At 55.6% G+C, this 11,170-nt stretch carries 10 protein-coding genes; 7 read left to right on the top strand and 3 right to left on the bottom strand.

Annotation, left to right across the window (positions count from 1 at the left end; genetic code table 11):
* Positions 1-2,273, bottom strand: a 2,273-nt coding sequence (locus IHE46_RS16650) for an RHS repeat domain-containing protein (RefSeq protein WP_192166036.1), incomplete at its 3' end; no start/stop codon positions are given.
* Between the two features lie 573 nt (positions 2,274-2,846).
* Positions 2,847-3,263, bottom strand: coding sequence for an H-NS histone family protein (locus tag IHE46_RS16645; protein WP_192166034.1), 417 nt, complete (start codon positions 3,261-3,263; stop codon positions 2,847-2,849).
* A gap of 344 nt (positions 3,264-3,607) precedes the next feature.
* On the opposite strand from IHE46_RS16645, the gene IHE46_RS16640 reads away from it, so the two are divergent.
* The 7 genes from IHE46_RS16640 (at position 3,608) to IHE46_RS16610 (ending at position 9,867) form a co-directional block, all read left to right on the top strand.
* Positions 3,608-4,165 (top strand): carboxymuconolactone decarboxylase family protein, encoded by a 558-nt coding sequence (locus tag IHE46_RS16640; RefSeq protein WP_192166033.1) that lies wholly within the window; start codon positions 3,608-3,610, stop codon positions 4,163-4,165.
* 394 nt (positions 4,166-4,559) lie between these two features.
* Positions 4,560-5,273 carry an alpha/beta hydrolase gene (locus IHE46_RS16635; RefSeq protein ID WP_192166030.1) on the top strand — a complete coding sequence of 238 codons (714 nt, stop codon included), beginning with the start codon at positions 4,560-4,562 and terminating at the stop codon, positions 5,271-5,273.
* Between the two features lie 32 nt (positions 5,274-5,305).
* Positions 5,306-6,145: a helix-turn-helix transcriptional regulator gene (locus tag IHE46_RS16630; protein WP_192166028.1), complete on the top strand. Its 840-nt coding sequence runs from the start codon at positions 5,306-5,308 to the stop codon at positions 6,143-6,145.
* Positions 6,146-6,414: 269 nt separating this feature from the next.
* The gene (gene bla / locus IHE46_RS16625) at positions 6,415-7,326 is read left to right on the top strand and encodes a subclass B3 metallo-beta-lactamase (RefSeq protein WP_192166026.1); all 912 of its coding nucleotides are present in this window, start codon (positions 6,415-6,417) and stop codon (positions 7,324-7,326) included.
* A 165-nt stretch (positions 7,327-7,491) separates the two neighbouring features.
* On the top strand, positions 7,492-8,700 hold the full coding sequence (locus tag IHE46_RS16620) for an acyltransferase (RefSeq protein ID WP_192166025.1): 1,209 nt from the start codon (positions 7,492-7,494) through the stop codon (positions 8,698-8,700).
* 51 nt (positions 8,701-8,751) lie between these two features.
* Positions 8,752-9,159 (top strand): cupin domain-containing protein, encoded by a 408-nt coding sequence (locus tag IHE46_RS16615; RefSeq protein ID WP_192166023.1) that lies wholly within the window; start codon positions 8,752-8,754, stop codon positions 9,157-9,159.
* 351 nt (positions 9,160-9,510) lie between these two features.
* The gene (locus IHE46_RS16610; protein ID WP_192166021.1) at positions 9,511-9,867 is read left to right on the top strand and encodes a hypothetical protein; all 357 of its coding nucleotides are present in this window, start codon (positions 9,511-9,513) and stop codon (positions 9,865-9,867) included.
* Positions 9,868-10,712: 845 nt separating this feature from the next.
* Here IHE46_RS16610 and IHE46_RS16605 read toward each other — a convergent pair.
* On the bottom strand, positions 10,713-11,147 hold the full coding sequence (locus IHE46_RS16605) for a hypothetical protein (protein ID WP_192166019.1): 435 nt from the start codon (positions 11,145-11,147) through the stop codon (positions 10,713-10,715).
* Positions 11,148-11,170 lie beyond the last annotated feature (23 nt).

Genomic DNA, 11,170 nt, shown 5'->3' with positions numbered 1-11,170 from the left:
GCGTAGGTGAAGACCTTGGGCGTCCACTGCGCACTGTCGATGCTGCTGTCGTAGGGATAGGTGATCTGCGCGATCCGACCGACCGAGTCGTAGCTGTAGCCGGTGGTGTGGCCGGACTGGTCGGTGATCGAGGTGATCTGCCCGAGGTCGTCAACGGCCAGGGTCTCGCTGGTGCTGTCCGGGTAGCTGATCGACTGCGGGATGCCGCGGTAGTAGTTGCCCAGCGTGGTGGTGTGGCTGTCGCCATCCTCGAAACTGGCCAGCTGACCGGCGGTATTCCACGTGTAGTTCATCAGCGTCTCGCCGAAGCGGGCGCGTGCAGTCAGTTCGTCCAGGCTGTTGTAGGTGTTGCTCACCTCCACTTCGCCCGTGCCCTTGTTGGTCACGGTCCGCACCGGGTCCAGCACCCAGAGGTTGGTGTCGTTGAGGTAGACCGTGGTCTCTTCGATCGAGGTCTGGCCGGTAACGTTGCTGTAACGCTTCACGTCGGTGGGCTGGGCATAAGCGTTGAAGCCCACTGCCTGCCAGGTATAGGTCTGGCCGTCCTGTGTGGTCGCACGTTGGCTCAATGGCGATAGTTCTGTGGCCTGCGCCGCGTTATCGCGAACCTGCAAATCGCCACCGTAAGTCGTCGGCCACGGACCTCCCGTGGGATTGGCATAAGTATTGATCTCAGAACGCATCAGCGTTCCGCTGGAGGAACCACTGTAGTAGTTCGTACTCTGCAACAACCCTTCCGTAGCATCGAAGCGATTACTGAAGGTGTAGCGGGTATCGTTGCCACCGGGATCCGTGACATCCGTATAGGCAGTCGTCGAGCAGGTGCCACTCGTCGCGCAAGTATCAGTCGACCAACTCCGATTCAGCGGTGAGTAGCTGTAGCTCCACGTCTCTGTGGGCAAGCCCGCGCCCGACACCACCTCACTCGTTATCGAGTATTGGTAGTAATAGTTGGGGAAAACTGCATAGGGAGCGTCCCCACCGGTGCTAGCGTCCCCCCAGCATTCTTTGGTGACATACGAGAGCCCATGCAATGTGGGCGTCAGCGTGAACGTCGCAGACAAGCCGGAAGGCTGAGTGATGGTTCCTGTAGAGGGGTAGGAATACAGGATCGGCAGCGTATTTCCCTGGCAGTCACCGCCTGCCGTCGTCAAAGTCACGGTATCAAACGCACCCAACTGGTATGACCATGCACTTCCGTCTGGGAGTGTGACCCCCGTTAGGGTGGGTAATGCACCAACGGACGTAGTGCTATAGCTGTAGTTCCAAGTGCGCGACGCAACGTTTGCAGCTTTGGCAGTTATCGATTGGACTTCTGCCGTACCCGATACATACGCAACATCCACCTCGCGTCCATCGTTAGCCGTGATGCTGGTGAGATAACCCGTGCTTGAATCGTAGTGATAGGTGAGAGTGTTGCCGAAACGATCCTTGATCTGTGTGACGTACATCAGTGCGTCGCGGCGATCCAACATGTTGGTGGTCGCCGCCATCGGATGGATAGTCGCACTAGAGGTTTGGATGGCCGTGATCGCATCGCCTGTTGGCGCGGTGCCAAGCGGCTCATGTTGCGTCGCCATCGTGTGATAGACCAGATGGGAGAACGTATACGAGGTACCGTCTGGGCCGATTGCCTGAAAGCCCTCGCCTCCATCGTCCGCAGTCACCCCGCAGCCGACCATCCAGTTTTGTTTGGTGACGATGGGATAGCTCGTTCCATTGGTCGGCGTGAGCGTGTTTTCAGAGCCGCGCACCAACAAAGCCTGGCTGCCTTGACCAGGCAACATCAAGTGGTAGCCATACCACCATTGGCTGGGAGACCAAGGAGTGCCGTTGGGTTGCAACGGCCCAACTTGAGGCGGGGCGCTGAAGTAGGTGCAGCGCTGGGTCCCACCTCCCGTCTGCCAGTTCGTGACATTGGACTGATCAGCGGTGATTGTCTCAATGCGGGGAATGTCTAGATCCCAATCCCCAAAGGCGAGGTTTGCATTCGCCGCAATGAACGACCCTGTCGCGGGGGTCAGCTCACGTCCCAATTGGATCGTTGGTCCGTTGCCTGGCAAGCTGATATCGATGACATCAAAGGACAGCGTGCCGTCGAACAGACTGATGTTTTCGCCGAAGGGATGTGCCCCCAACGGCTGGATGTTCTGGTTGACTTGAATCAGTTGCTTGTACTCATCCTCAGGGGACACCGACTGAGCATGGCACCAACTCGATAGCACCAGCATCACTGCTGCCCACAGGCAGCTCCCTTGCCAACGTGCACGCATCGCATTGTCCCCTTGAAACCGCGCGTTACGCGCGGTGCCCTTTTAGAACTAACGCCGCAGAGACCTGCGTGTCAATATGTAAATTCTTGCGATATTCTCTGCTCTTCCCCATCCTCGGCCCTGGCCGAACACCGCAGCATCAGTACTGTGATGGATCATCAGGTGTCTGTGTGTTCGGAGAGTGCTTCCGACTATTTCTCGAAGCTGCGACAGACTCCGGAAAGCATCCAGGCCAAAGCGTTCCGAGCATTGCGCACCCGTAATCGTGAACGCCTGCGAAAAAGCCTTCTTGAGTCGAGTTGATGTTTTGGAAATGCGCGAGCGGTAGTCGGGACGAAGCTAGGCGAATGTGTCGCTGCCCTACCCCCGATAACCAACCCTAATCACATTGTCCAAATGTCCGCTTTGGGTGGCGGACATTTGCCCCATCTTCGATAACACAGGCTAATCATCCCGCCCCAACGTCCGCTTTGGGTCGGAAGCGGACACGAGATCAGTCATCAGGCTGAAGAGCCATAAAAGAGCCCCGCAAGAAAACCTCCGGGGCTCCTCCCTCCGTAACCGTTAGCGGCCTTACTTCTTGGCTGCCTTCTTCGTCGAAGCCTTCCGGGTGGCCTTCGCTGCCGCTTTCTTTGCGGGTGCGGCTTTGGGGGAAGCGCCTGCGATCAGGAGGCTATCTGCTGTGACGCCTTTCTTCTTCAGAGCCTCGTTGAACCACAGCGGGCGCTTGCCGCGGCCAGACCACGTCTGGGCGGGGTTTCCCGGATTACGGTACTTGGGTGCCACCGCCGCCTTCGGCCCCTTGGCGCCCTTGCCGCCACGGGTCGGGTAGACGTCCGAAAGGGCCAGCCCGGCGCTTGCCAGAACCCCATCGATCTTGGCACGCACTTCCCTGACGTGATTCTTGCGCGCGGAGTCCATTTGCGCTTCGGCACTCTTGATGAGCGCTTGGAGTTCAGTGGGAGAGAGCGAGTCGAGATTAATGGCCATGAGTGTCCTCTAGGTTGGGATGGCGGCTTTAGCCTACGAGAAATTGAGCTCAAGCAACATACGAGAGCCAGTATCGTGTGACAGGCCACATGATCAGCAGACCTTCTTTGATTTAGATCTACGCCCTACCCTACCCCGATAACAGTCCCTAATCACTCTGCACTGTCACCACCAGCCAATCACGCACACCAGCCTACGTCGCAGAGCACATTCTTCCGTAGGTCATTACCTCTCAGGTAATTGAGGCACCACTACCCTCCGCGCATAGTGGCTACCACTCGAGTACACCCGCATCCTCGGAATGTATCCCGGTATCGCCTCGTTATTCTTTTGAGAGACACATCATGCCCGCTTTCCCCATCCACACTCTAGAAACTGCTCCGAACGCATCCAGGACCGCTCTGCAGGGGCTCCAATCAGCGTTTGGCTTCATCCCCAACATTGCCGGCGCGATGGCCACGTCGCCAGTGCTGATCAACTGCCTCGCCGCTGTCTTCCAGAACGTTCACGGAGGTAGCTTCTCCGAGCCACAAATTCAGACGCTGCTGCTCACCAATGCGGTGACCAACACGTGTACCTGGGCTGTTGCCTTTCACAGCTCTCTCTCGCTGAAGAACAGCGTTGCGCCAGCCGACGTGCAAGCAATCCGTGATGGCGACCTACCCAGTGATGCCCAACTTGCCGCGCTGTCCAGGCTGGCGAGGGCGCTGATCGAAAAGCGCGGATGCATCGACGCGCACGACCAACTAGCGTTCCTGCAGGCCGGGTTTGGCCCAGATCAGTTGCTGGAGGTCATAGCCATCGTGGCGGCCTCGACGATCACCAATTACACCGGCAGCGTGACGCAACCGCCGTTGGAGCCGGAGTTCCAGCCGCAGGTATGGGTGGCGTTTCGCGAATAAAATGCTGGCGCTGCGATACTTAGGCGCCATCCACACGTACGAACGCGTCGACGTGGACAGCCAACTCGTCAGTACCGATGGCGTCACTGCGTGGATCGAATTCGCTCTGCTGCGCGGGCTCATCGTTGCCGGGGAGCTTCAGCTCTACATGGCTATGCGCCACAAACGGAATTTACGGCAGGTATCACCGGATACCGCACCCGCCCAAGGGTTGCAAACCGTTTCCGAACGGACGTGTGAGGCTACTGGGAAACGACTGAAACGGTGCTCACCTATCGCGCCTCGCGAGGGGGGCGGCTACAGAACGGAACATTGACCCCGACCATCGACACATGGACGTGCTCGATTCTAGGCATCGATCCATCCCCCATCTTGATTTCAAGGAGACGTTTTCATGAGCAACCAACCGACTATCGTGCTCGTCCACGGTGCTCTCACAGATGCATCGATATGGCATGGCGTCAGTCGCCACTTGTGGAATATGGGATACGAGACCATCGCCCCAGCCATGCCCTTGCGTGGGTTGTATACAGATGCCGAATACCTCTCGACATTCCTGAAGACGATCGACCGCCCCATGATTGTCGTCGGTCACTCCTATGGTGGATCGGTCATTTCGCATCCGGCCATCTGCCATGCCGATATCAAGGCGCTGGTTTTCGTCGCCGCCTTTGCACCCGATGTCGACGAAAGTACGGGTGAGCTTAATGGCCGCTTCTCCGGCAGCAAGCTCGACGAGACGACGACGCTCATGCGGGAATGTCCCGGTGGCGAGGATCTGTATCTTCGATCGGAACATTTCGGCGATGTCTATGCCGCCGACGTGCCAGCGGCGACCGTAGCGCTGATGGCGTCCGCACAGCGTCCGCTCTACGCGGCTGCACTGGGCGAGACCTTCGACCGCGCACCGGCTTGGATGCGCCTGCGATCCTGGAACGTGATCGCTACAAACGACCAATCCTTGCCTCCCGAAGCCCAGCGCTTCATGGCCGAGCGCGCCGGCTCGACCGTCGTCGAGGTCGAAGCCTCGCACGCGCTGCCGGTGTCACAGCCCGAGACAGTCGCTCAGGTGATCGACACTGCGGCACGCGAGACATGCCAGGGATAATCCTTCGCAGACCTATCAACGCTGGAGACGTCATGAGCTACGTATCGCATAGAAGCGGACCTGATGCAGGGCAGCAAAACGAGTTGGGTCCTCTGATGCGCTACTGGCGTGGCCAGCGCGGCAAGAGCCAGCTCGAGGTTTCCCTCGATGCGGGCATATCGCAGCGGCACATCAGCTTCATCGAAAGCGGACGAAGCATACCAAGCCGCCATGCGCTCCTCGACCTTGCGCAAGCCCTGGACATCCCCCTGCGCGAGCGCAACACGCTATTGCAGGCGGCCGGGTATGCTGCGGTGTACTCGGAAAGCCCTCTGGATGCCTCTGAGATGCAGGGCCTGCGCAAGCCGCTGGAACGCATGCTGCGCCAGCACGCCCCTTTTCCCGCCATCGTGTTGGATCGGTACTGGAATGTCGTCATGAGCAACGACGACGCCCCGCGTTTGTTCAACTGCTTTATCGACATGTCGGCGCGCCCCGGACCACGCAACATGCTGCATCTAATTTTTGATCCCAATGGCTTGCGTCCCTTCATCGTGAACTGGGAGCAACTTGCCCACAACCTGATCCAGCGCGTCCATCGCGAGTCAGTAGGACGTGTGATCGACGAAAAAACAAACGAGCTGCTGCGCGCGCTTCATGCCTACCCGGACGTCAAACCAGAATGGATAACGTCCGGGCCCACCACCATTGCGCCCAATGCTCCCGTCGTTCCCCTGAGCCTTGCGAAGGACGACGTGATCTTGAACTACTTTTCCATGGTTACGACGGTGGGCATGCCACAGACGGTCAGTGCGCAGGAACTGCGCATCGAATGCATGTTCCCCGTCGACAACGCCACCGAGGCAGCACATCGAAGGCTGCTTGGCCATTGACGGTGCGCATTGTGCCGTCGCTACCCCTGTCGCTGCGCTTCTTGCCGTTTGCTCTCCTCGCGAACGTGGACGTCGCATCGATGAGATGAAGGAGAGTCGAGGATGAAATCGCTGCTTCCCCTACGAGGCGATGGCGCTTGTTATAAGGGTTACCTTTCCTATTGAATCTTAAAAAACGCCAGATATGAGCCCTAAAACGCCATAATTTCGTGCGCGAAAAGTTATAACCATCGTCTATCTTTTATTCTCTACCACCAAAGAGCATGCACATGCGATGGTTAGTTGCAGTGATGGTTGTTTTCAGCTGGATCGCGCAAAGCGCATATGCGCAGCCACGCGCGACGATACAAGTAAACACTGCGGGATATTCTGCGTGCGCGCACGATTCATCCTGGATTATGCCACAAAGGCCATTCCGGATCTATGGCAATACATGGTATGTCGGGCCACATGGTCTTACGGTGTTGCTTATCACCGACCCTGCCGGTGACGTTCTAATCGACGGCGGCATAGCGGAACACACATCGCTAATCGAAGAGAATATCCAAAAGCTTGGTGTCAAGCTTCATGACATTAAATGGATTCTAAATACGCATGCGCATTGTGACCACGCGGGCGGTATAGCTCAGCTTGCCGGCGACACAGGAGCGCAGGTGATCGCTAACGTCGCAGATACCCCGTTACTTAAACGTGGCGGTCACGATGACCCAGAATACAACAATGAATTTCCATTCCCGCCTGTAAATGTAGAGCGCTCGGTAACGAATGGCGAAAGTCTGAAGTTGGGCAATCTATTGCTAACCGCATATTCGACACCGGGGCACACCAAAGGCAACACAACATGGAGCTGGACATCATGCGAGCATGCACGTTGCATGCAGATGGTTGATATTGGAAGTCTCTCAGCACCCAGCTTTAAATTAATTGACAACCCTAAATACCCAGATGTCGTCAAGGATTTCCGCTATAGCTTTGCGATGGTAGCGAAATTACGATGCGATATTGCACTCGGACCACACCCCGATATGGTGGATTTCTGGGATCGCGTGGCCAAGCGCGAGCACGGTGATGCTAATGCTCTGATCGATCCCGGCAAATGTCGCGCATATGCGATTGACGCTCAGAAAAACTTCGAAGAGGAGTTGTCTAAACAACGCATGAGTGCTGGCCTCGCGAAGTAGCATAATGCCGTAGACTGGCACATTCATATGCAGACAACCCTACGTGGTTTCGAACTGAAGTCGCTTGCACTGATGCGTTGAATGGTATGGATTGCTGTGGGCTGCTGATACAAAGACTCACCGGTGGAATAGCAAGCCAACCCAGCCTCATGGAATATCAAAGGCATGAACGGACAAAGCATTTTGCAAAAAGGGCGCGAGGGTCGCAACCTTTACATTGACATGCTGCGTGGCATATCAATCATGTTGGTGATGCTGCTGCATTACACGCTTTCATATAGGCTGATTTCCAGTCCTTTACGCCAATGGATAGCATCACCGACCTTGCACGCGATTTTCTACAATGGCAACTACGGTGTTTCGATGTTCTTCGTGATCTCGGGCTTTCTTATCACGTCCAACATCATGGCGCGCTATAGATCGCTGCCTGCAATCAATGTGGCTCACTTCTATAAGCTCCGTCTCTTCAGGCTTTATCCATTGGTGGTGCTTGCTTTGGCAATCATTACTGTGCTTGGGTTGGCCGGATTGGCGTCATTCTCCAACATTTCCCACAAAAATCCCCTCAATAACTCTTTCTTTATTATTGCCAATCTGTCGGTGCTAACGTTTTGGCACAATATCTTGATGGAAAATGTTGGTTATTTCAACTATGCAATGAACATCTATTGGTCATTATCAGTAGAAGAAGTTTTTTATCTCATCTACCCAATAGTATTGCTCTTGCTTCGGCGACGATGGCAATTAATCTTCCTTGCGGCGATATTTTTGACGATCGCACCCATATACCGTAATGCATATAGAGACAACGAGCTGTTTTTCATGTACGGGAACCTGGCCTGTGTCGATATGCTGACATATGGATGCCTCGCAGCTGTGATTAGCCTAGGCTTGCAGTGGAAAACTTCCGTTCGCGCGCTGTTGGCCATGCTCGCTCTGATAGGTATGGGCTACGTATATATGCGAGGCATCTCGGGCAACGAAGCGCTTGGTGCAAGCTTGTTGGGCATCACCACTGCGGTTTTTCTCATAGCAGTATCGCAACTTCCGATAGGTAAGTTTGTGCGCCGGCTAGGAACGCCATTGGCATGGGTTGGTTCACACAGCTACGAACTATATCTGTTTCACATTTTGGTTCTTGGCATCATGCTTGAGTTTGTGCCAAAAGCGTCTATGCCCTTTGACCACAAGTTACCTATGTTGGCACTATTTTTCGCACTATCCGTGCTATTCGCTTGGGCGGCAGCACGCTTTGTTGGTGACCCGCTCAATCACTGGCTGCGTCACCGCTATATCAAATCTGTTACTCAGTTTGAAAATTCGACAATAAGCGCTGAAGCGAACATCGATACTGTCAACGAGAGCCAATGGTAAGCCTGTAGTCAATCTGGGTAGGCGTACTAACGTAGATGAGGAATGCGGGTCATGAATAGACGAGTTTTATTGGGCATGGTGATCGCAATCCTTGTGGTTATGAATCCGGGTGTCGGGATTGCTCAATCAAAGCCAGCCAAACCGACTGTTGTCTTCCAGAGAGTCGCCGTGCCGCAAACGAACCGCGAACTCGGTTTCGGCTTGGCTGAATTCCCACCGAATACTTCAAAACCCCATCAAATGGCGAAAGGACCTGAAGTCTGTTACGTGTTGCAAGGGGAAGTGACAGTGCGCATTGATGGCAGGGAACCAACGACCTATCGTGTTGGCGAAACTTGGCAGATGCCCGCCGGTGTTGTGCATCAGACCACGGCAGGCCCTCACGGTGCGAAGGTATTGGCGAGTTGGGTGGACACGCCAGGGCAACATTTCAACACTATTACCCCAGTGAGTCACTGAAGATACCCACCCAGTGTGAGGTCGTGCACTAGTGATTAGCCGCGGCGTTAAGAACAAACCGGAACAGGGGTAAGGTGGAGCAGCTCACGTCATTGCCCGGCGGCGAATGTAGGAAGGTCTTCATTGGACGCGGCTGGGTGCAATCCGGTCTTCAAAATTTTTTGCAACCGAGCCAGTGAGCGGCGTGTCTATGTCTTCAAGGCACTGATCGACGGTTGCATCCGCTGGATGATGCTCAAACGCGGTGATGACGCTGATCCGGCGCGCACGACACACCCATTTCCCTCATCCCTCGGTCGCGTCCCGCGTACGGCTGGCAAGACGCGGCCGCACCGCAAAAAGGAGAACATTATGCGCAAGCGATTCGTCATGCTCCTGACAGCCATGGCAATGAGCGGTGCTGCCTCGGCATCCCAAACGTGCTATGTCGACATCATCAACGACGGGCAGGATTCCGTTGCAGCAGTCGATTCCTCCGCCTCGGGCCAGACGGCATGGACTCCCCTCAACCTCGGTGGAGTCCTACAGGGCGGGTACGCGGGACAAGCCACCGTAAGCTTCAGGACCGATCAACGGCGCCTGTACAACCTGCTTGTCCGATTTGTCGATGGCAGAATTCTTGAAATAGTGAAGGTCGATGTTTGCCGGCAACGGGCTTTGTATATCGGCCGTACCTGGGCACGCGCGATACAACATCAAGAGCATTAATACTGCGGATCAGCCATAACGCGCTTTTTAGCAAGTTGCTGTCCAACAGTATTACGCGGAATGACGAAGTTGACCACCAGAACCAATAGGCCGTGATCAGGCTGCCGCCATCGTGATCAACGTTGCTACATGAGGCTATGTCCGCTTCGGGTCGAAAGCGGACATCTTCCACACCCTCGATAACACAGGCTAATCGCCCTGCTTAATATCTGCTTTGGGTCGAAAGCGGACGTAGTGGCCCTTTTTATACCTAGCGTTCAGTCTGCACAGCGACGACCAAGCACTCATTGCCACCGACCTCTATGGACTTCCGCCAGACATGCATCTTGTTTGGGACGGCCACAAAGTCGCCCTGATATGCCTTGGACGCAAGCTCCTTGTGAAGACTTGGCGTCAGATCGGGCAGCGCACCAGAGGGAATGTTGCTGCACCACGTCGAAATAAAGCCCTTGAAATTGCTATGGCTTCCTTGTGCAACATGGCTAGCCCCCCGGTAAGACACTACATACGTATAGAGCGGCACGTTCCCTCCTGCCTCCACTAAGAGTTCTACCTGAGGTCCGCTCCGGGTCGAAAGCAGATCTAAGAAACCTAATTCTCACCCCACAAGCGGCTGGCTCGAACGACTTTGCAGTGGTAGCAGCCACTGCTGACGTCGTCCCGGTTATACCAAACGTGGTTACCTCCTGCCTTTTCGCAATCTTCTCCTTTGTCGGCAACACCAAGGTCAATCAGAAACCAAGGCAGACGCCGCCGGACGGCGGTCCGCCATCGGTATGGCGATTGATTTCGCTGGTTGCTCAATTGCCCCTCCTCGCGTCCGCTCTGGGTCGAAAGCGGACAGTTCAATGCTCGCTCGATACCTTCAGGAGAGCGGCCTTCAATGAGCCGTGTACCTCACTCCGAATATCTGAGATGCGCCAACCAAGCGCTGTTGGTCGCAAAAAATAGATCAGACGAACTCGTCCGCTACCCTCGGGCTTGCATGCCTTCCCCGGCACGCAAGGCCCAGTCATTTCGACCTTAACGATGTGCGGATCATCCGTGCCCCAAACGCTCACGTCGGAAAACCCAGAAGGATCCATGCTGTCCCAGAGCGGATCGTAGCCAATCCAGCCGACGGCACAATCGCCCCCACACTTCCGGGATTTAAGCCATATGGCGACCAGATCACCGTTGAAATAATGATCAAGCGCGGCCTTTGGCGCATCGCCGATCCAAGGGTCAGGCCCAACGATCATGACCGCCTCCCATGAGTAGTCATGATAGAGCCGTTTCACCGTGTCAGCCGCGTTTGGCGTAA

The sequence above is a fragment of the Rhodanobacter sp. DHG33 genome, assembly GCF_014843005.1.
In the GTDB taxonomy this organism is placed as follows: Bacteria; Pseudomonadota; Gammaproteobacteria; order Xanthomonadales; family Rhodanobacteraceae; genus Rhodanobacter_A.
Note: the sequence above shows the minus strand (reverse complement) of the source record. Positions and strands in the feature narration are given on the sequence as shown.

What these genes read in the sequence shown, in the direction of transcription:
- IHE46_RS16645 (WP_192166034.1), bottom strand. Translation starts at nt 3,263, where the DNA reads ATGGCCATTAATCTCGACTCGCTCTCTCCCACTGAACTCCAAGCGCTC.
- bla (WP_192166026.1), top strand. Translation starts at nt 6,415, where the DNA reads ATGCGATGGTTAGTTGCAGTGATGGTTGTTTTCAGCTGGATCGCGCAA.
- IHE46_RS16620 (WP_192166025.1), top strand. Translation starts at nt 7,492, where the DNA reads ATGAACGGACAAAGCATTTTGCAAAAAGGGCGCGAGGGTCGCAACCTT.
- IHE46_RS16630 (WP_192166028.1), top strand. Translation starts at nt 5,306, where the DNA reads ATGAGCTACGTATCGCATAGAAGCGGACCTGATGCAGGGCAGCAAAAC.
- IHE46_RS16640 (WP_192166033.1), top strand. Translation starts at nt 3,608, where the DNA reads ATGCCCGCTTTCCCCATCCACACTCTAGAAACTGCTCCGAACGCATCC.
- IHE46_RS16635 (WP_192166030.1), top strand. Translation starts at nt 4,560, where the DNA reads ATGAGCAACCAACCGACTATCGTGCTCGTCCACGGTGCTCTCACAGAT.
- IHE46_RS16615 (WP_192166023.1), top strand. Translation starts at nt 8,752, where the DNA reads ATGAATAGACGAGTTTTATTGGGCATGGTGATCGCAATCCTTGTGGTT.
- IHE46_RS16610 (WP_192166021.1), top strand. Translation starts at nt 9,511, where the DNA reads ATGCGCAAGCGATTCGTCATGCTCCTGACAGCCATGGCAATGAGCGGT.